Annotated in this window: 19 protein-coding genes; 13 read left to right on the top strand and 6 right to left on the bottom strand. The window is 52.8% G+C overall.

Going from position 1 to position 20659, the window contains the following annotated elements; translation table 11 throughout:
- Positions 1-23: 23 nt before the first annotated feature.
- Both ACI1P2_RS04205 and ACI1P2_RS04200 read right to left on the bottom strand, forming a co-directional pair.
- The gene (locus ACI1P2_RS04205; RefSeq protein ID WP_355317139.1) at positions 24-2132 is read right to left on the bottom strand and encodes an ABC transporter ATP-binding protein; all 2109 of its coding nucleotides are present in this window, start codon (positions 2130-2132) and stop codon (positions 24-26) included.
- Complete coding sequence (locus tag ACI1P2_RS04200; RefSeq protein ID WP_355317137.1) at positions 2133-3890, bottom strand: ABC transporter ATP-binding protein; 1758 nt, start codon at positions 3888-3890, stop codon at positions 2133-2135.
- A 497-nt stretch (positions 3891-4387) separates the two neighbouring features.
- On the opposite strand from ACI1P2_RS04200, the gene ACI1P2_RS04195 reads away from it, so the two are divergent.
- Positions 4388-4681, top strand: coding sequence for a HesB/YadR/YfhF family protein (locus tag ACI1P2_RS04195; RefSeq protein ID WP_355317135.1), 294 nt, complete (start codon positions 4388-4390; stop codon positions 4679-4681).
- Between the two features lie 93 nt (positions 4682-4774).
- On the opposite strand, the gene ACI1P2_RS04190 is transcribed toward ACI1P2_RS04195, so the two are convergent.
- From ACI1P2_RS04190 to ACI1P2_RS04180, 3 genes are all read right to left on the bottom strand, one after another.
- Positions 4775-5281, bottom strand: a complete 507-nt coding sequence (locus tag ACI1P2_RS04190) for an ADP-heptose synthase (protein WP_355317133.1) — start codon at positions 5279-5281, stop codon at positions 4775-4777.
- Positions 5282-5526: 245 nt separating this feature from the next.
- The gene (locus ACI1P2_RS04185) at positions 5527-5970 is read right to left on the bottom strand and encodes a DUF441 domain-containing protein (RefSeq protein ID WP_355317131.1); all 444 of its coding nucleotides are present in this window, start codon (positions 5968-5970) and stop codon (positions 5527-5529) included.
- Between the two features lie 25 nt (positions 5971-5995).
- Positions 5996-6991 (bottom strand): YpdA family putative bacillithiol disulfide reductase, encoded by a 996-nt coding sequence (locus ACI1P2_RS04180; protein WP_355317129.1) that lies wholly within the window; start codon positions 6989-6991, stop codon positions 5996-5998.
- A gap of 197 nt (positions 6992-7188) precedes the next feature.
- Between ACI1P2_RS04180 and ACI1P2_RS04175 the strand changes: the two genes are divergently transcribed.
- The 4 genes from ACI1P2_RS04175 (at position 7189) to ACI1P2_RS04160 (ending at position 9906) form a co-directional block, all read left to right on the top strand.
- Positions 7189-7785 carry a DUF2087 domain-containing protein gene (locus tag ACI1P2_RS04175; RefSeq protein WP_355317128.1) on the top strand — a complete coding sequence of 199 codons (597 nt, stop codon included), beginning with the start codon at positions 7189-7191 and terminating at the stop codon, positions 7783-7785.
- Positions 7786-8170: 385 nt separating this feature from the next.
- Entirely contained in the window at positions 8171-9253 is a 1083-nt protein-coding gene (gene rsgA / locus ACI1P2_RS04170; protein ID WP_355317126.1) for a ribosome small subunit-dependent GTPase A, read from the top strand.
- A gap of 49 nt (positions 9254-9302) precedes the next feature.
- Complete coding sequence (locus ACI1P2_RS04165; protein WP_355317124.1) at positions 9303-9641, top strand: L,D-transpeptidase; 339 nt, start codon at positions 9303-9305, stop codon at positions 9639-9641.
- A gap of 112 nt (positions 9642-9753) precedes the next feature.
- Entirely contained in the window at positions 9754-9906 is a 153-nt protein-coding gene (locus ACI1P2_RS04160; protein WP_355317122.1) for a hypothetical protein, read from the top strand.
- 92 nt (positions 9907-9998) lie between these two features.
- Here the strand turns inward: ACI1P2_RS04160 and ACI1P2_RS04155 are convergent, their stop codons facing one another.
- Positions 9999-10238 carry a hypothetical protein gene (locus tag ACI1P2_RS04155; RefSeq protein WP_355317121.1) on the bottom strand — a complete coding sequence of 80 codons (240 nt, stop codon included), beginning with the start codon at positions 10236-10238 and terminating at the stop codon, positions 9999-10001.
- A 347-nt stretch (positions 10239-10585) separates the two neighbouring features.
- Between ACI1P2_RS04155 and ACI1P2_RS04150 the strand changes: the two genes are divergently transcribed.
- From ACI1P2_RS04150 to ACI1P2_RS04115, 8 genes are all read left to right on the top strand, one after another.
- Complete coding sequence (locus ACI1P2_RS04150; protein ID WP_355317119.1) at positions 10586-10906, top strand: hypothetical protein; 321 nt, start codon at positions 10586-10588, stop codon at positions 10904-10906.
- A 76-nt stretch (positions 10907-10982) separates the two neighbouring features.
- Positions 10983-14972 carry a type VII secretion protein EssC gene (gene essC, locus ACI1P2_RS04145; protein WP_355317117.1) on the top strand — a complete coding sequence of 1330 codons (3990 nt, stop codon included), beginning with the start codon at positions 10983-10985 and terminating at the stop codon, positions 14970-14972.
- A gap of 16 nt (positions 14973-14988) precedes the next feature.
- Positions 14989-15819: a hypothetical protein gene (locus tag ACI1P2_RS04140; RefSeq protein WP_355317115.1), complete on the top strand. Its 831-nt coding sequence runs from the start codon at positions 14989-14991 to the stop codon at positions 15817-15819.
- 5 nt (positions 15820-15824) lie between these two features.
- Positions 15825-16358 carry a WXG100 family type VII secretion target gene (locus ACI1P2_RS04135; RefSeq protein ID WP_408976128.1) on the top strand — a complete coding sequence of 178 codons (534 nt, stop codon included), beginning with the start codon at positions 15825-15827 and terminating at the stop codon, positions 16356-16358.
- A 181-nt stretch (positions 16359-16539) separates the two neighbouring features.
- On the top strand, positions 16540-16815 hold the full coding sequence (locus ACI1P2_RS04130) for a WXG100 family type VII secretion target (protein ID WP_355317112.1): 276 nt from the start codon (positions 16540-16542) through the stop codon (positions 16813-16815).
- A 177-nt stretch (positions 16816-16992) separates the two neighbouring features.
- Positions 16993-18996, top strand: coding sequence for a serine/threonine-protein kinase (locus ACI1P2_RS04125; RefSeq protein WP_355317111.1), 2004 nt, complete (start codon positions 16993-16995; stop codon positions 18994-18996).
- Positions 18997-19025: 29 nt separating this feature from the next.
- Positions 19026-19778, top strand: coding sequence for a vWA domain-containing protein (locus ACI1P2_RS04120; RefSeq protein WP_355317109.1), 753 nt, complete (start codon positions 19026-19028; stop codon positions 19776-19778).
- Between the two features lie 12 nt (positions 19779-19790).
- Positions 19791-20630 carry a hypothetical protein gene (locus ACI1P2_RS04115; RefSeq protein WP_355317108.1) on the top strand — a complete coding sequence of 280 codons (840 nt, stop codon included), beginning with the start codon at positions 19791-19793 and terminating at the stop codon, positions 20628-20630.
- Positions 20631-20659 lie beyond the last annotated feature (29 nt).

Raw genomic sequence — 20659 nt, 5'->3', positions numbered from 1 at the left:
GCGATTACTGCAGCTTCGTAAGGTTATGCTTGGTTCCCCGGAAAAGACACTTTTCCGGAAATTCCGGCTGCACCGGCCGTCACGGGAAGCTCCTTTTCGGAAGCTGTGGTTTGGTCCGCTGCCGCCCCAGAGCCCTGCTGAAGCTGGTACATCTGATAATAACGGCCGCGGAGCTGCATGAGCTCTTCGTGATTGCCTTTTTCGACGATTTGCCCGCGGTGCAGCACCAGAATTTGATCAGCACTGCGGATCGTGGAGAGGCGATGGGCGATAATGAAGGTGGTACGCCCTTTCTTGAGCACCTCCAGCGCGGATTGTATCAAGGCTTCCGTCTCCGTATCAATGTTGGCGGTTGCCTCATCCAGAATGAGAATGGCCGGATCAAACGCCAGCGCACGGGCGAAGGAGATAAGCTGCCGCTGTCCGGCGGACAGGGTGCTGCCTTTCTCGATGACAGGCTCATCAAAACCTTGCGGCAGGTGGGAGAGCAGTTGGTCTGCTCCTACATCCCGCAATGCCTTTTCCACCTGCTCACGGGAGATCCGGCTGTCCCCGAGACTGACGTTGCCCGCAATCGTGCCTGTAAACAGATAAGGGTCCTGCAGCACGATGCCCATATGGCGGCGAATCCACTGCTTCGGCAGCTCCCTGACGTTCTGGCCGTCAATCGTAATCGTTCCCTGCTGCGGATCATAGAAGCGGAACAGCAGGTTGATGATGGAGCTTTTGCCTGAGCCGGTATGACCGACCAGCGCGACGGTCTGTCCTTGCTTGGCAGAGAAGGAGATATCCTTTAACACGAAATCCTTCTTGTACGCAAACGATACGTTTTTAAATTCAACGTTGCCTTTGTAACGGGGCATATCACCGTCCGTCACCGGCTCTCCAGTTTCATCCATTAGCTGAAAGACACGTCCGGCGGACACAATCGACGTATCCAGCGCGGCAAGCTGGTTGACCATGCCGGTGACAGGCTGGAAGAGCCTGCTCAGCACATCGACAAAGGCGTACAGCACGCCAAGCGAAATGGCGGTGGACCCGGTGAGAGAACCTGCGCCGAAATACCAGAGCACCACGGCAAAGGACAGATTTCTGAGCACATTGACCAGATTATGGGAGGTCAGGGCGTTCAGGTTCAGCATTTTATTCTGATGCTTCATGTAATCATCGTTCAGATCCTCAAATTCCTGCATCGTTTTTTGCTGACGGCGGAAAATGCGGATAATGGACATACCCTGGATCGATTCGTTGATAATGGCGTTAATCTCGCTCAAGCGTGAACGAATGATCGTATTATAGCGGGTCGCCACCTTGCGGTATAAAATGATCCACAGAATGAGGGCAGGAACCAGGAACAGGCAGATCAGCCCAAGCCGGACATCCAGCAGGAAGAGGGCGACATATACCCCGGTAATGGTAACGATGCCTGAACAGAAATTGGACAGCACGGCGACGAACAGATCCTTTACTGCCTCCGTATCATTGGTTACCCGGGAGACGACCTTGCCTGCAGGCAGATTATCGAAAAAATAGACTGGCAGCCGCTGAATCTGGGCATACAGGTCCAGCCGCAGCCGCTGAATCACCCGGTTGGCCGACGACTGCAGCCAGTAGGTTTTGCCAAATTCCGCAATAATCGAGATGAACAGAAAAACGAAGTACAAGCCAATTAATTGCGTTATGCCGGGCAGTTCCGGCTTATAGAAGCCGTACAGCTCATCTGAACTTAAGGGCTGCGCCGGATAAGAGGCGGTCTCCCCGCCGCGTGTAATGGTTAGCATTCCGTCCTGGTAGCTGCGTTTGCCGCCTGCTTCGGCCACGGGAGCGTCCACGAAGTAAAACGACGTTCCCGCTTGCAGAATGCGCACCTCGCGCCCTCTGGCTTCCCCGGCCGCAAAGCGGTCCTGTTTCTTGAACAGCTCATTGTTGTACTCGGCGGCACCCGCCGGATCATTCGTTTGATAATAAGGCCGTTCAATGGCCAGCATATGTCCATCAATCATCTGCTTGGCGATGAAGGGACCGGCCAGCTCGGCGGCCACTCCGATGGCAAGAGCGATCAGCGCAACGATAAATGTATATTTGGCTGTCATGGCATACTGGAACAGCCGTTTGCCAATGTTCGGTTTCAATCAGCTAACCTCCCCGGAGGAGAGACCCGATTCCAGCTGCTGCCGCTCATACTGCTGACGGTACCAGCCGTCCTGCTGCAGCAGCTCGCTGTGCGTGCCCTCCTCGATAATCCTTCCCTGCTCCAGCACGACAATCCGGTCCGCATGCTCGACGGCGGAGAGGCGGTGGGTGGAGATCAGGGTCGTTTTGCCGGAGCGCTTGCTCCGGATGTTGTCAATAATGCGCGCTTCCGTTCTGGCGTCCACGGCGGAGAGCGCATCGTCCAGTATTAAAATGTCAGGATCGCCGATGAATGCGCGAGCAAGAGACACCCGCTGCTTCTGTCCGCCCGACAGGGCAATGCCCTTTTCACCAACGATGGTTTCAAGACCATCGGAGAGTGTGCCCAGATCATTATCGAAAGCGGCGGTGCGGATGGCCCCCATAATGTCGGTATCCGTAGCATCCGGCTTGCCAAAGCGGATGTTTTCGCGCACTGATTTGGAGAACAGAATCTGCTCCTGCGGCACATACCCGATCCAGCTGTGCAGCCGCTCCGCCGCAATATGCTCAATGGGTGTGCCCGAGATGAAAATATCACCGCTGCCTGACGGGTATTCCCGCAGCAGCTGCTTCAGCAGGGTAGACTTGCCGCTGCCGGTACGGCCAACGACGCCCAAGGTTTCACCACGCCGCAGGCTGAGATGAATATGCTGCAGATTATCCGTCTGCGAGGTCGGATATCTGAATGTGACGTCCTTCATCACGATCGACTCGGCAGCCGTGACCGCTTCGGGATGCTCGATATCCTGAACATCCTGCGGGGAGGACAGCGTCTCATTGACACGGTCGAGCGAGGCGCTTCCGCGCTGCATGATGTTGATCAGCTCGCCGATGGCAAACATCGGCCAGATCATCATCCCCAGGTACATATTGAACGATACGAGATCCCCCAGGGTGATTTCATTGCGGAACACCAGAATCATGCCGTAGCCAAGACCGATCACGTAGCTTAAACCAACGAAGAGACGAATGGTAGGCTCAAAGAGAGCGTCCATACGCGCGACCGCCAGATTTTTGCGGTAGACGTCATCTGTAATATCCGCGAACCGTTTTTCATCCAGACGCTCCTGGACATAAGCACGGATGACCCGAATGCCCGCGACTGACTCCAGCACTTGGTCGTTCATATCGCCAAAAGCGTCCTGTGCCAGCGTATAGCGCTGATGCACTGCTTTGCCGTATATACTCATGGCCAGCGCAATAAAAGGCAGCGGAATGATTGCCGCCAGCGTTAATTTCCAGCTGATCAGAAAACCCATCGCGCCCAGCACGACGGCAAGATATATCGTTGAATCCGTCAGGGTAAGCATGCCGAAGCCTGCCGTGGCCGCGACGGAACGAAGATCGTTCGTGGCACGGGCCATCAGGTCGCCTGTACGGTTGCGCTCAAAGAAAGGCGGCGTCATGCTCAGCAGATGCCGCATAAAGCGGGAGCGGAGCAGCCGTTCCACGAGGTTGGCACCGCCGAACAGCCGATGCATCCATATGTAGGTGATATAGTAGATAAGCACCAACATTGCGAGGATGTACAGGATGGTCCGCATCAGTGAATCCCAGGTCACGGAGCCGGTGACAATCTGATCAATCGAGTCCCCCAGCAGGCGAGGAGGCACAAGCTCCAGGAAGCCGACCAGGATCAGCATGGCGAGCCCGATGGTGTAGCGTTTCCGTTCCCGGTGAAAGAACCAGCCCAAATCTTTTAAAACCGTAAACAAAGTATCCCTTCCTCTCGTCATCAAGTCTCTGCCGCATGCTGCGAACTGCTGAAGACAGCAAAAAGGACATACCGTCCGCAAACGATATGTCCAGTGTTCGACATCATATGGCATGCGCAGGTAAACTTGGCGGGAAACGCACAAGTCCTGCTGCATTGTATACAGGTACGCGGCTATAGCAGGGTCAGAAAGTCTGACCAGCCCGTACGCGGCAGATGTGGCTTCTCCGGTATGAAGTTGAATATTTGGTTTGATTCAATACAATTGCTTTATCCAACACCGGAATCACCCTTTCTTGATCGTTGTAAGTATTTTCAAGTTTTGATCTCGTATGGTTGCATCTTACCATCAGGTTTTGCGAAATGTCAAACCTTTTTCAAATTTGCATGCTTCAGCAGGGAAATGGGACGGGTTTGGTGTGCTTTGGCGAAGATGCTATGATAGGATATGATTAAGGCTGAAGAATATGCACTTGGTTAAGGAGTTGAGCAGGATCCATGAGTATATATGTATCAGAACCCGCTGCCGAATGGTATAAAAAAGAGCTTGGCTTAAAATCCGGGGACCATGTCCGTTTTTTTGCGCGCTACAGCTCGGGTGGGGGGCTTCATCCCGGTTTTTCGCTTGGCATCGCCGTTGAGCCTCCTCAGCATCCGGCGCTGCGCACGGAGTCTGGCGGTGTTGTTTTTTTCATGGAAGAACAGGATGAATGGTATTTGAAAGGGTATAAAATCGAGGTGAAATACCTGCCGGAGCATGACGATATCATTTATGAGTACAGTCCCGAATAAACAAGCTTAGCTGCAGAAATTCTAAACGGCGGAGCTGCCGGCCGCAGGCGGGGTACAAACCGCGCCGTGACCGGCAGTCCGCCGTTTTGTGCGTCATGGTAAATAAATGCCTTCTACAGCAAAATCAAAGTCCTCGATATCATAGACCTGTACAGGCACGGAAGCTTCAACAATGCGTTCGATCCAGTCCGTCTGGTCCGTCAGAATCGGCAAGTTTTCCCGCTGTGCGGTCAACAGAAGCTCGGTTTCAATCGGGTCGAAAAACTCTCCGTACTGGGCGTTATCCACCCCGTTGATGATGGTAAACGCCACGGAATTGCCGAACAATATGGGCAGGCTTTTGGCCCACGGAACCTGAAGCGCCCGGTTGATTTTCTTCTTGTTCAGGGGCTCCTCCAAATATTCGATCAGCTCGGCCACTTTTTCTTTCACATGCTTGTCTTCGGCCGGATTGTCCATAAGCGGCTCATCGCTGGAACGAAACTCGTACAATTCCAATATGGTGGTGTAGGGCACAATATATTCTACCGCTGCCGCCGGAGCCAGCAGCTGGCCGTAAATCGCTACCATGACGGCTTCGGTTACAAACTGTCGGGACATCGGCTTTCCTCCTGCGATGCGCAAATATGCGGTGTTAAATCGAATTGAGTATACCATAATGCTGTCCCAAAAACAGCATGGCAGCAGGCTATTCCTATTTATGAAACATCAAAATGCATAAAAGCCCCGCTTCTTAAGCGAAATACATCGGACCTCATATCCATGAAAAAAAGCACTCCAGATGGCCGGAGCCGCCATGAAGCACCTTTTATACAACATATACTTTCTTGCTTGCACCCCTGTGCCTAGGACTTGCCAATCAAGAGTGAAAGAATTCCTGCAGCAATCAAAGGACCGACCGGGACACCTTTAAAAAAGGCGACGCCAAGAACGGTGCCGATCAGCAGTCCGTTGACAACAGCTGGCTGGGAGGACATCAGAGTCACTCCGCGCCCTCCCAGATAGGCGACCAGAACGCCAACCCCAATGGCCAGCAGTGATTTCCAGTGGAGGAATGATGCTAATACCTCCTGCACGGTAATGCGTCCGCTCGCCAAAGGGGCCATGACGCCAATCGTGAGCAGCACGATGCCGACCGTCAGGCCATATTTCTCCAGCCAGGGGAAGGTTTGGTGCAAATTCATCACCCTCAGCAGCAGCAGGACAACCATGGCGATCGTTACGCTTGAGTTGCCGCTGAAAATGCCGAGGCCTGCAAGCACGAGCAGCAGCAGAGAAGTGTAATCCATGGCAGCAACTCCTTTTCCGGCCTGCTTACGGGTGCTCATGACCGGCATTTGTCTGTACAATATGCTCGGCAATAAGCTTGCCGTGCCACCGCCCGGATTCAATGAACACTTCATTGGCGTTCCGGCCGGATGCGATTACGCCCGCGACATAAACGCCGGGTACGTTCGTCTCCATCGTGTCCGGGTTAAAGACAGGTTTATCCAAATCCTCGGCCAACTGCACGCCGACCGATTCCAGCAGCTTGCGGTCCGGGCGGTAGCCGGTCATGGCAAGCACAAAGTCGTTGTCCAGCTTGAACTGGCTGCCGTCATTGACGGTGACGGTAATATCGTGCGGGCTGATTTCTGTTACGCGAGAGCCCAGGTGGAGGGTGATCTTTCCTTTGTTGACCAGGCTTTCAAACAGAGGTCTGACCCATGGTTTGATATGCTCGGATAAAACAACGCCCCTGTATACCATATCGATATGCGCACCTGCCTTGGTCAGTTCCATGGCTGCATCCACTGCGGAATTGCTGCCGCCAATAATGGCAACACGGGTGCCTGTATATGGGTGTGCTTCCCTGAAATAGTGGGTCACCTTGTCCATATCCTCCCCGGGAATGCCGAGAACATTCGGATGGTCAAAATAACCCGTGGCCACGACGACATGGCGGGTCCGGTATTGGCGGGACTGCCCGCTTTTGTCCGCCGTATGCACAATGAAGCTTCCGTCCGCTTCCTTGACGATGGAGCCAGCTTCCTCATAAGGATGAATGTCGAGCCCGTAATGCGCCGCTACCCTGCGGTAGTATGTAAGGGCCTCGTGCCGGAAGGGCTTGTCATTGGGAGAGCTGAAAGGGATGCCTCCGATTTCGAGCAGCTCGGCTGTGCTGAAAAACTGCATATTGGTCGGATAAAGATAAATGGATTGCACTATATTGTGCTTTTCGATGATAAGCGTCTTCAACCCGCGCCGTCCGCATTCTATGGCCGCAGACAGACCGCAGGGGCCGCCACCGATAATAATAATGTCTTCCATAGTATTACCTCCAATAAAACAAAATTGCCTCCAATAAAATAAAGAAAAATTGCCCGCAATCAGCAAGCAATTTTATCCTACCGCATTCATAAAGCAAATACCAGCCGATTTGCGGTATCCACCGCTAAAATGGATTGACAATGAACAAATGACGCCATATCATTAGATATATATCTAATTAAAGGAACGTGAAAATAATGCAGCTGGATAAAATCGTGAATTACCACAAGGCTCTGGCCGATCCGACAAGAATGCGCATTCTGCTGCTGCTGGCCGGAGGGGAGATGAACGGGCAGGCGCTGGCGGAGAAATTGAATCTGTCCCAGCCGACCGTCACGCATCATGCGGCGAAGCTGCGCGAGGCGGCGCTCGTCAAGGAGCGCAGAGACAAGAACACGGTATATTTTACCCTGAATGAGGATTTTATCAGACAAAATGCGGAAGCTTCCGTAAACTTCATATTCGGCAAAGGAGGCAGGGAAATGGAGAAAGAAGGGGTTCAAGAATCGCTGGCTGCTTCCGTTATGAGGAATTTTTTTGCCAAGGACGGAAGGCTGCGCCAAATCCCGGCCCAGTACAAGAAGAAGCTGATCGTGCTGCAGCACCTGGCCGAACAGCTTGAACCGGGACGGAAATACAGTGAGCGTGAATTGAGCGATTGGATTCAAAATGTTCATGATGATTTTGCAACACTGCGCCGTGAGCTGATCATGCATCAGTTTATGTACAGGGAAAATGATGTTTACGAACTGAACCCGCGGGAGATGTGGACCCGCTGGGAGGATGTCAGATAAATAAAATCAGCATTGACAAGTAAAGTCTGGAAAACGTATAATCAAGGAAATTTTGAAGGAGGCGATGTTAAATGAGCAAGCACATCATTGGATTGGTTTTGCGTCGTAACGTCGTCTCCCTAACGGACACACTCGGGTAAGACCGCGGTAGCGGTCTGCCCGCCGGTTATCATGACCGGACATCCGCAGGGAGCAGTTCCCTGCGGTTTTTGCATTTACCGGGCATCTTTATGCCTGTTTACGGGCCTATCAGGCCTTTTATGCAGCCGCAGGAGCATTCCTGCGGTTTTTTTGTGCTTGTCCGCGAAGTTAGGGAGACGATAGCAGGAGAAGGAAATTGAACAGCAGCACGAAGCTGGAAAGCAAAAATGATCGGAGGACAAACATGCATATAGAGAAATACGGCTGGTCGGAAAAATGGCAGCAGCAGTGGGAGCAGCTTGCGGCTGTGGCAGCTCGGGGCACTGAACTAAAGCCTGCCAGAGTAACCGCCGACTTTGGACAAAAAATGAAAATTATGACAAGTGAAGGTGAACGCTGGGCGGCACCTTCCGGAAAACTGCGCCATGAAACACCGGAAGCCGCTGAACTGCCGGCAGTCGGGGATTGGGTGGCGGCCGCTTATTCGGCTGAGACGGACGATGCCGTTATTCATGCCGTGCTCCCGCGCAAGAGCCGCATATCGAGGCAGGCTGCGGGATTTGAGACGAAGGAACAGATTATCGCAGCCAATGTGGATACGCTGTTTTTGGTGCAGGCGCTGAACGGGGATTTTAATGTGCGGAGAATGGAGCGTTATCTCGTGATGGCCTGGAATAGCGGCGTTAATCCGGTCATCGTGCTGAGCAAAAGCGACCTTTGTCCCGACCCGGATGGATATGCGGCGCAGATGGAAATGGCAGCGCCGGGAGTTCCGGTGCTGATCGTATCAGCCTGGGACGGAAGAGGAAGAGATCAGCTCGAAGCGTATTTGCGGAAGGGGCGGACGGTAGCATTAACCGGCTCATCGGGCTGTGGAAAATCGACCATCGTAAACTGGTTGTCAGGGGAAGAGCTTCAGGCAACTCAGGGCATAAGGGAGGACGACAGCAGAGGCCGGCATACGACGACACACCGGCAGCTGTTCCCGCTGCTGCATGATGCCGTTCTGGTTGATACGCCGGGGATGCGGGAGCTCAGCCTGTGGAGTGATGAGAGCGGTACGGAAGCCACGTTTGCCGATATCGAGAGCCTGGCGTCGCAATGCAGGTTTGCGGACTGCCAGCATATGCGTGAGGAAGGTTGTGCCGTCAAGGAAGCGGTCAGCAGTGGAGCGCTCTCCGCACCGAGGCTGGACAGCTACAGAAAGATGAAGCGGGAACTGGAATATCAGAACCGTAAAGAGAAGGAGAAAGCCCGTAAAGTCAAAGCGGGAAAAACATCCCGTTCCTATGGCTCAACAGGCTGGCGGCACGACATGGAGTGGTAAGGACATTTGCGGTGGTCCGTCATAGGATAAGGCAGAAGGAGGTAAGACCATGCCGAATTACAGCATTACTGTAGACCTGTCGGATCACCGCTTATATCTGATGGACGGAGGCCGGGTTGTTCGAAGTTACCCGGTTGGCATTGGCAAAATAGCTACACAGACCCCTCATGGGCGATTTACCATTGTGAGCAAACAGAAAAATCCGGGAGGCGCGTTTGGTGCCTTCTGGATGGGGCTTTCGGCTCCCCATTATGGCATACACGGCACTAATGCGCCGTGGAGCATCGGACAATCGGTGTCCCACGGCTGCATCCGTATGCAGAACAGCGATGTATTGGAGCTGGCCGGAATGGTGAGCGTGGGCACCCCCGTAACGATCCGTCCGTAACAGAGCGGACAGCCTGCCTGTTTAGGGCTTCATAAGGGAGGTTAATTAAGAGATAACGGAGAAGGAAAAAATTCCCGATCCGGGCAGTATGGTATAAAGGAGCCTGAAAGATATGTCCATTGACCGTTTTATTATTAAAAAATTGGACAACTGCCGGGACACACATACAAGAGATAATCTGCTGCAGCTGTTCAGAATCCGAATCGAAAACGCACAGAAGGCTGAAAGAGCAGGAATCGTCAAGCGGATTAAAAAGATCATATAAGGATTTTTGGAAGCGGTACAGAAGCATTGGATATGCGGGAAATAGACAGGGAGAATCCGGACGGATTCTCCCCTTTTGTGTGTGATATAATTTTAGTAGAGAGACAGAGCCAGCGAGTCGTTCTCGCTGACGCTGTGCAGGATGGCTTCGCAGCCAACGATTTCAATGCTGATCAGAGAGTTCAGGCACTTTTGCAGCGCGCGCTTGCCTGTCGCAATTTTGTTTTCCAGCGTGCTCGATAGCAATCTCAATGTCTTTTGGACAGGCTGTTTGTTTTCTTGATTAATATACACAGGAATTCGTTTGTTTTGAAAGGTTATTAGTGTTCTCATAGAAATCACCTCACTAGAGTTATCTCATGTTACTGATTGTAGATTCCCTTGCTTAAAATTACCTTAAAAATACCTTATAAAAACATAAAGGTCAGAAAATTTTACAAAGTGTTCACATTTCAATGGAATTCAGCGCTTTTTACAAAAAGAGAATGATAAATAAAACTTTAGTCTCTACTGATATTGAAATATGTGCTATTAGTCATAAAATTTATGCTTAAGTGGGTAGTTTGTAACAAATTGACAGAATGAAAGCGGTCATGTAAAGTTACATTAATAGTTTTAATCGGGTCTTTTTTTTGCTTTGGAACGACTTTTTTCTTAAGGATGACGGGAGGGGAATTTTTATGATCCTGACCGTGCTTGCGGGACGACAGGAAACCGATTGGTTCGATATAGAAGTGGATGATATGTATTCTGTGCAGCACTTGAAGCTGATGCTTGGTCTGCGCATATTTGGAGAAGCGCCCGGAGAGGGAGTACAATATATTATGGAAGCCAAATTTCCCGAGGGGTTGTGGTTTCTGGTAGAGGATCACCAGCATCTGACAGGAGCGGGCCTGCGGGAGGGCTGCATAATCCGCATACAGCGCGCTTTCTCGACAACAGAGGAAGAGGCCCCGGTATTTGGACGCAGATCGCTGTTTCAAAATACGCAAAATGGGTAATATCACTGGAGTTAAAACTAAAACTAGGCATTACAGATCAATTTCAAGAACCTGATAATGGAAGGGGACTTTTGACGTGAACGCTTTGTATCAACGATCCCCGCGCATCCGCCCCGCTCTGTACGATGAGAAGCTGGAAATTTTACGGCCCCCGGCCGAACCGGGCAAGCCTACTTTTTCCATAGTATCCCTCATTATTCCTTTAATAATGACCCTGGTTACAGTCGGTTTTTATATATATATGAGCAGAACCGGGAAAATGGGCAACAGCAATTATTTTATGTTTCAGATCCTGACGCTCTTCATGATGGTTTCCTCTTATACCATTCCGTTTTTCGTATATCTGCATAATAAAAAAGAATACCGGCTCAAGCTTGCGGAGCGGGACCGCATGTACAGACAGCAGCTGCAGAAGCACCGGGAGGAGCTGGAAGAGAAGAAGAAGGAGCAAGTCCGCATTTTATATGAAATTCACGGCGATCCGCAAGGCTGTACACAGATTGTGAAAAGCCGCAGCAGCTCGCTTTGGGAACGTTCACCTGAGGATGACGATTTTTTGCAGGTGCGGATCGGAACGGGGGAGGTTCCTTTTCACATCAAGCTGCAGGTTCCCCGTGCGGAAGGTTATGAACGCGAACCGCTGCTGGAAGCAGCACATGAATTGGCAGAGGACTTTCAGACGGTTGAAGATGCCTCAATCGCCCTTCCGCTGTTTCAATCCAAAGTCATAGGCGTTGTTGGCGAGCGTACAAATACGCTGGCTGCGCTGCGGGTCATCATGTCCCAGATTGCTGTCAGGCATTCGCCCGATGAGGTGAAGGTGGCGGCATTTTATCATGAGCGCGAGCAGCAGGAATGGGGCTGGATGCGCTGGCTGCCTCATGTGTGGGACGATGACCGCTCCACGCGCATGATGTCAGACCGGGACAGCAGCGCACACCAGCTGGCCGATTATCTGTTTTCACGGTTAAACCGCCGCAGAAACCGCAAGGAGCGTGTAGGCAGAAATATAGAAATTCCGTGTTATGTCGTCGTGCTCTCGGACGCGCAGCTGATTGAGGAGGAGCCGCTGCTGCCTCTGCTGCTTGAAGACGGAGCGTATGTGGACACCTGCACCATCGTGCTGGCCTCGCGCAAGGAGGCCTTGCCGATGCAGTGTCAGCTGATTGTCGAAGCTGGACCGGAAAAAGGGGAGTATACCCTGAAAACGGAATCGTCGAATATTACACAAAAAAGCTTCCGCATGGACTGGCTTACTGTGGAGGAAGCCGACGTTCTGGCCAGATATATGGCACCCATCCGGCTCAAGCGCTCCTCCGCTTCCGATATCCCGCCGGTACTTCCGCTGTTTGACATGATGGGAGTAGAACAGGTCGAAGAGTTGAAAGTGCTGTCCAGATGGCAGGAAACGAGACATCCGGATACACTGCCTGTTCCCATGGGGGTTCGCGCTGGCGGCAAGAAGATTATGATTAATCTGCACGACAAGATTGAAAGGCAGGGACATGGTCCGCACGGTCTGCTTGCCGGGACCACCGGCTCAGGCAAAAGCGAGGTGCTGCAGTCCATCGTCGCATCCCTTGCTGCCGAGTTTCACCCCCATGATCTGGCTTTCATGCTTATCGATTATAAGGGGGGCGGCATGTCCAACACGTTCATTGATCTTCCGCATGTTGTAGGGACGATCACGAATCTGGACAGCAATCTGATCGAGCGGGCGAAGATTTCATTGAGGGCAGAGCTCGTGCGCAGACAAAAAATACTGAACGAGGCAGGCAACCTGCAGCATATCGACGAGTATTACAGGCTTTTGCGCCAGCGTCATGCCCAGCCTCTCCCGCATCTGGTCATTATCATAGATGAATTTGCGCAGCTCAAAAAAGACCAGCCTGAATTTATGGATGAATTGATCAGCATTGCGACCATCGGCCGGACTTTGGGAGTACACCTTATCCTGGCAACGCAAAAGCCGGCAGGCGTGGTCGATGATAAAATATGGAGCAACTCGCGTTTTCGCATCTGTCTGCGCGTTCAGAGTGAAGGCGACAGTCGCGATATGATCAAAATTCCGAATGCCGCCTGGATTACGAAGCCGGGCAGAGGTTATTTTCAGGTGGGCAGCGACGAGGTGTTTGAGGAGCTGCAGTTTGCCTGGAGCGGCGCGCCCTACCGGGTCGATGACGGCAGCTCTAAGGTGCTGCCAGTAAATGAGGTGCGCCTGAACGGCAAACGTGAGCCGCTGTTAACCGGTGAGCGGGCAGCAACGGCTTTGCAGGGCGGTGAACCACCTAAGCAGCTCCAGATATTTATCGACTATATCGCTGCCCAGGCCGCGGCGGCGGGTATCGAACGCTTGCAGGGACCATGGCTGCCGCCCCTGCCGGAGGTGCTCGATCTAACGGTGTTGCCTGCGCAGGCTGCTGACTCCGGCCTGTACGGGCAGGCAGAGCTGCGTCCGGTCGTGGGTCTTGTGGACGATCTGCCCAACCAGCGGCAGGAGCCGCTACATATTGCGATGGATCAGGGTCATTGGGCGGTATACGGAATGCCCGGAATGGGCAAGACGACATTTGTGCAGACCCTGCTTGTATCCATGGCACGCACTTATACCCCGGACCAATGGAACGGCTATATTATCGATATGGGACGCATGATGCGCGATTTTGCGGATTTACCGCACGTTGGCGGGGTCATGATGGGCGAGGAGGAGGACCGTATCAAGCGGCTGTTCCGCTTCTTGTTCAAATTGTCCGCACAGCGCAAGGAACTTATCGCTGAGGCCGGCGTCAAAACAATAAACGCATATCGCCGTGCCGCCGTAGGCACAGTGCCGCAAATTGTGGTTGTCATTGACGGCTATTTGAGTTTCAGGAATGCGTACCCGGATGAAAATGAGCTTCTGGAGGCTATTCTCCGCGAAGGGGGAAGCCTGGGCATTACATTTGTTATTACGGCCAACCGGATCACGGACCTGTTCGAGAAATTCCGCAGCAACATTCCGAATGCTGTAAGCTATGAGCTGGCGGATCCGAGCGATTATTATTATGCTGTCGGCAGGCCTGCCAAAACACCGGGACCACTTACTCCCGGCAGGGGGCTTATCAAGGGGCAGGTGCCGCCGCTGGAGTTCCAGACGGCGCTGCCTGCGTCGGGAGAAGACGAAGCCAGGCGTTCAGCCGAGCTGCGACGGAGCATTGCGCAATCGGGACAAACCTGGGTGGGAGATAGGGCGCCTGCCATTCTTCCTCTGCCCGACAAGGTTCCGTTGTCCGGACTTATCCGTTCATGGAAGCGCACCGAGGAAATGGAGAGGGAATTTCCGTTCCAGGTGCCTGTTGCGATACAGACAGATGATCTTGAGCCATTTCTTCTGAATTTGAAGGAAGGCCCGCATTTTATTGTAGGAAGTCCAATGGAGGGCGGGAAAACGTCATTTCTGCTTACGTGGATGCTGTCGCTGGCTTATTATAATTCGCCGGACAAGCTTGAGATATATACGGTGGACACAAGGTATGGAGGCGGGGGGGTGTCCAGGCTCCGGCATCTCCCGCATGTGAAGGCGGCCGCGGAAAGCGAAGAGGAGCTGGCTCCTCTGGCGGCCATGCTGTATGAAGCTGTTCAGCGCAGGACGAAGGACGGGAATGATCCCGAACTGCTGCTCATCATTGATGATGCGGACATGCTCAGCAAACAGTTAAATGATTTCACGGTCAAGGATCAGCTTACCTCGATCGTCCGATTGGGACGGGACCGCAATGTACATGTGGTGCTTTCCGGAGTGCCTCAGGACTTTCCGACGTTTGGCGTGGATTGGTTCAGCGATGTGAAGGCAAGCCAGAGCGGGCTTCTTTTTGGAACTCTGGATCCCAACGATTTGTCCTTCTTCCGTATCCCTTATTCAGAGTCCAATAACGGCTCGGGAGGGTTGAAAGTCCTACCTCCGGGGCAGGGATATTACATCAGACGCAAATTCAGCAGGATTAAAGGGGCAATTCCTTTTGATGAAGGGTATAGCTGCGAGGATTGGATCGTCAAAATTCGTGACCGATGGCATGTTGTAGTTTGAAGGGAGGTGGCACATAATGTTAACGTTTCAAGTTTCCCAACAGAAACTGATTACGCTGAAGTCCAAAGAGTTGTTTTTTCTGGCCGGTGTATTGGGCTCCAACAGACTGCTTGGCGTTGAAGATCCCTTTCAAGGATTTCTTGCGGAAGAATTGACGGCCGAGTGGGACTTGGTGAAAGCTTCCCTGATGGATAAAGGCTACCTTCGTCAGGTAGAGAGCGGGGGAGAGCTTGCCATCCCTCCAACGGTCTTTTCCAGAGTTGCTATTGCGGGATTGTCCAGCAGAGCATGCCGGTACAGATATTCAAAGGATGGCGCACAGTTTGAAGGATACCTTCATTGCACCAACGAAAGAGTGGTTGAATTGTCACCATCCGAGGAAAGTGACGACGAATACCGGCTCAGCGATCTTGGAGACGTAACAGCGGCTTGTGACACACTGACGGATAAAATGGGATGGCGTGAACAGGCCCAGGAAGAAGTGCCTGCCCTTATGTTCTCCCAAAAAAAATTCCGTGAGATCTATGATCATGCCGGAAAAGAAGATATACAATTTCTCGCTTCAAGCTTTACGGAAGCAAGCGGCGATTCCGAAGGCTCGTTGAAACTGGCGGAAACGCTGAATTCGAGGGTTTCGGACGGAGAGCTGCAACTGCTGGTCTGGAATGGACGGGAATGGGAAGCGCAACGGGCTGCTTTTGCCGTGAGCGAATCCATGAGCTGGCTGTTCCGAATGAGTTCGGGTGGTAACGGGGATTGGCTGATTGCTACTTTAACGACACGTGCCCAGTTTGTGGATTTGCTTCTGAATTGGTTAAGACAGTCTGCAGGTGAAGAGGAAAGGTGATGGACATGCGCATTCGAGTGGAGCCGGATGTGCTTCGGACGCTGAGTGGCCAGCTACAGAACGCGGCGGAGCAGATTCAACAGATTACAAGCGGGCTGGAGCAGGCGCTGCAGTCCTTGGAATGGGAAGTGTCTGCACGCGAGGCAGTCATGGACCAATGGAGACAGGGCAAAAGGTTGTCCGAGCAAATTCATGTTTGCCTGCGCACACTCGGTTCGCAGCTGAGCAGCAAGGCGGATCAGTTTCAGGCGGCAGATCAAAGCTATAATACGATTTTGGACAGCGTGAATCTGGGCCGGCCGACCACTCTTTTTCTGCAGACCATCAGCAGCAGCCCTTCCATTCTGTCTGAATCGGATCAGGATGCTGGCCGCATCTCAGATCCGCAGTCCGTGATCAGTGCAATTGGAGGAAAGGAAGCCGAATCGGATGCGCAAGTGAGCGACAGCATTCTTAAGCTGGCTTCACTGCAGCAGCCGCAGGACTGGCATTTTGCTGATCCAGCCTATAACAGGAACGAGCCTGCCGCTTCGGTCTGATAGAGAGAAGAGTTATTAAGCGTAGCTGGTGAAAAATAACGACAAAAGTCTCGGGAATGGTCCTGCTAATGGGGTAAAATGGATTAGGTCCTTCGCCATTTGTGACATGTGAGGACGCATAGTACAATTAAATCCAGACATTACCAAAACATCTTTTTGATTTTTAAGGAGGACTCATAACATGGCAGGACGCATTTTAATTACCCCGGAGCAGGTCGATCAGGTGGCAAACCAATTTAAACAAAGCGGTGAACAAAGCCAGCAAATCGTTTCCAGCCTGACTCAATCCATTCAAGGCATGGAGGGTCAATGGGAAGGTATGACGAAGCAGCGCTTCTTCCAGGAGTTCCAGGAAGCCAGCAAGCAGATGCAGGCTTTTGTTCAAACCTTGAACAGCATCAGTCAAGAGCTGACAGCCATCGCCAACAAATTCCGTTCGGTGGACCAAGCGAAATAATTATTGTTTCTCGGCTTGCAAGAGAAACTTTGAAGATATCACAGTTTCATTATATAATGCTAGTAATGAAGTTTTGCAAGAAAACCGGGCGCTCCTAGGACACCCGGTTTTCTTGCCATCAGGAGAAAATAATCTCGCTTCAGCATGAATTGATTCATTCAAAGAGAGGGATGTCGCATGTCTTTTCAACCCAATCCGGGAGACGAACTGATCATAAATGATGAGGTCTATGTTGTCGGCAGCCACCCGGCGGCACCCGGTCTTGCGTATGCGCAGGCCGGCAGACAGGGCATAGTTTATCAGCTTCTGGATAAAAGCGGAGCGCCGTACAAGGCCAAAGCTTTAAAGGTGTTTTTTCCGAAATTCCGGATTCCTGCCATGGTGTACCAATCGGAGCATATGGAATCCTACGGTGATATTCCAGGCTTGCAGGTCTGTAAACGTGACGTGCTCACTCCAGAAAGAAACGGAGATTTAATAGCAGAACAGCCGGACCTGCTGTATGCGGTGTTAATGCCATGGGTCTACGGGAAAACCTGGTTTGACTGCCTCACTGAGCAAAGCCGGCTTGAACCGTCAGACAGTCTGGCGCTGGCCAGATCACTTGCTGCCATTGGCTCCGCCATGGAGCAGAAAGGGGTGGCGCATTGTGATTTGTCCGCACCCAACGTGATGATTCCGTTTTTTTCTGAAGTCGAACTGCCTGAAGGAGTATCTCCCGTTGAACTGGTGGATGTCGAGCAGATGTACAGCACGAAAATGGACCGTCCGGACACGCTGCTCGCAGGCTCGCCTGGATATGCCGCGCACAGGACGGTGCACAGCGGCTTGTGGAGCTCATATGCGGACCGCTTTGCAGGCGCCGTTATCATTGCTGAAATGCTGGGCTGGTCGGATCAAGCCGTGGTCGACAGAGCCTGGGGTGAAAGCTATTTCGATCAGCACGAAATGCAGACCCCGAGCGAGCGATATTACATATTGCGCAAATCTCTTGAATCCCGCTGGGGCAGCCGCTTGTCCGAGCTGTTCGTCAGAGCGTGGGAAAGCCAGGATCTCAGCAGCTGCCCTACCTTTGGTGAATGGTTTGTCGTCCTAAAGTCGCTTTCGCATGAGCAGATCCCTCCAGCCATGCCTGCCGAGCCTGAACCGGAGGAGGAGGCACCTGTGGCAGCAGCCTCGCCGGTCGCCGTGGTTTCCCAGCCTGCGGTTACGGCCGCTGTCGCGGAAGGCGCGCGCGGAGATAAAGCGATTATGGATCGTTTGTTCCGCGAGGCCCGGGAGCTGGAGGAAGCCGATAAGCCGGAAGCGGCCTTAGAGGTATATCGCTCATTGTATCATTTTACCGAGGAGGGGAGCCCGCTTCAGGTTGAAGTGCAGGCTGCCATTCAGGGTCTGGAGCAGCTGCTTGAGCCGCCGCATCCGGCTGAGCCTGCCAAGCCGGTCTGGTACCGCTCCAAGAAAGTCATGATATCTGCAGCGGCAGCTGTGGTTATATTGGCCGGCACCATTCCGACGGTACAAATTTTGGCCGATCGGGCGAACACGAAACAGCATGAAGCGGCCAGACTCGCCGAGGAACAGAAGAAACAGGAGGCCCAGCGGCAGGCGGAGGGGGCAGCAAGGCAGAAGGCGGAGGAAGAACGGAAGGCCAAGGAAGCCGAAGCGCTTGCGCTTGCCGAGAAGAAAGCCGCGGAAGAAAAGGCGCAGCAGGAGGCCGCTGCCGCCAAGCAGGCCAAAAATGAAGCTGAACTCGCAGCACAGGAGAAGCAGCAGCAGGATGCCGCCAAGCAGGAGCTTCAGGCCAAGTATGACCGGCAGGCCAAGTATGAGCAATATCTTGCCTGGAAGAAAGATCGTGACGAGCGTCTGGCTGCCGAAGCCGCTGCTGAAGAGAAAAGAAAAGCCGCGGAGACTGCGGCGGCCGCCAAAGCAAAACAGGCTGCAGCCAAGGTAGCGGCTGAACGCAAAGAGAAAGTGCTGAACCTCATTTCCCTGTATAACAAAGCATACAACTCACAGGAGGGCGGAAGAGAGGATAAAGCGCGCGGCTTCGCCGCCCAATTCGCCAAGCTGTACGAAACCGATTCTTCCTATCTTCATTCTGTTGGGGAAATAGGGTACAGAGTCTCATCCGTTTATAAATATTTAAGCGACAGTGATTTCAGGCTGCCGAAAATCTAGCAACGCTTGACCGAGGTGACAATAGTCGTATGAACTACAGTATTCAGGCATCCCAACGCACCCCTGCCTTAATTATTTATTTGATAGACATCAGCGCCTCCATGAATATGCTTATGGATGGCAAGCGGCGTATGGACGTCGTTTATGAGGCGCTTTCTCTGGCGATACGCCAGATGGTTTTCCGGTCCACCAAGGGCAACAGGCTAACGCCAAGGTACCGGATCGCGCTTTTGGCTTACAGTGATGACGTTTATGATTTGCTGAACGGAATTAAAGGCATTGATGAGATTGCCGCCGTCGGCTCGCTGCCTGATTTGACACCGAAGCGGTTCTCGGATTCCGCCAAGGCGTTTTTGCAGGCAGAACGCATTTTGCAGGCTGAGATCCCCCACATGCAGGATTGTCCTGCACCCTTGGTATGTCATATGACGGATGGTGTATCCACCGGTGATGATCCGGAGCCGATTGCCAAAAGAATTATGAATATGAGCGTGCCTGACGGGAATGTGCTTGTGGAAAATATTTTTATTTCCGACAAACTTCTTGATGCCCCGATTGTGGAGCCGCGCCGCTGGAAAGGCATTACAGCCAATACGGTGCTGCAGGATGAGCATGCGAAGAAGCTGAGAAACATGTCTTCCGTCCTGCCTGAAAGCTACCGGGAAATGCTGTTTGAAGCCGACTACCAGCTGGGCGAAGGCGCAATGATGATGCTGCCGGGGACGTGTGCCGAACTGGTGTCCATCGGATTCCAGATGTCGGCAGCCACACCCGTAAGGTAAGGAGGTTAAGGCATGAAGCCACTGCTGTCCCTGCTCTCCATGGTCAAAAAAAGAGGGAATACAACAAAGCGCGATTACTTTACTTATATAAGCTCCCAAACCTCGGAACAGCCGCTCAGCAGTTATGAAAGCAGATTCCGCTGCCGGTACGGCTATGGCCGCTCGTCTGACTCTGCGAATGCCGGAGAAAGCGGGCAGGACTTTGCCGCCCTCCATATCGATGGTCACGTATGCACATTTGTGCTGTGCGACGGAGTGGGAATGAGCTACCGGGGAGAGTTCGCGGCCCGTTATCTTGGACAGTCCCTGCTGGCATGGCTGAATGACGATGCGGTGTTAAATCCGGCATGCCTGAATGAGCGTCTTCAGCTGTGGGCAGCCTCTGCGGCGGAAGAGCTGGAGAAGGAGCCGATCCCCCATAGGTCGGGACTGCTTCGCAACGTGCTTGAAGAGAAGCGCAGGCAGGGCAGCCAGACGATGTATATATGCGGCAGAATCGAGCTCCCGTTCCGCGGAAAGAAAGGAAAAATGACGCTTGCCTGGCAGGGGGACTCCCGGATCAGGCTGTGGAAGGGTCCTGAAGAAGCGGGAGATATTTTCGGGAATACATTCCGGACTTCCGAGCGTTGGTCGACGGCCCGCGGGCCAGTAGGCGGCCAGCCGCACTGGTATGAGACCAGGCTGTCGGTGGGAGAACAGATGAGACTGCAGCTGTATACGGACGGCCTGGCCGATCTCGACCCGATCCGGGAGCAGCTTCCTGATGACCAGATTCAAATCCTGCTTGATTCCAGTCACACGGACGGTCTGGATGATGACGCGGCTTTTCTTGAGCTGCAGTGGAATGAATAACCTGATATGAGCTCGAACGCCGGCAGCAT

Source organism: Paenibacillus jiangxiensis (assembly GCF_046098255.1).
Lineage (GTDB): Bacteria > Bacillota > Bacilli > Paenibacillales > Paenibacillaceae > Paenibacillus > Paenibacillus jiagnxiensis.
Note: the sequence above shows the minus strand (reverse complement) of the source record. Positions and strands in the feature narration are given on the sequence as shown.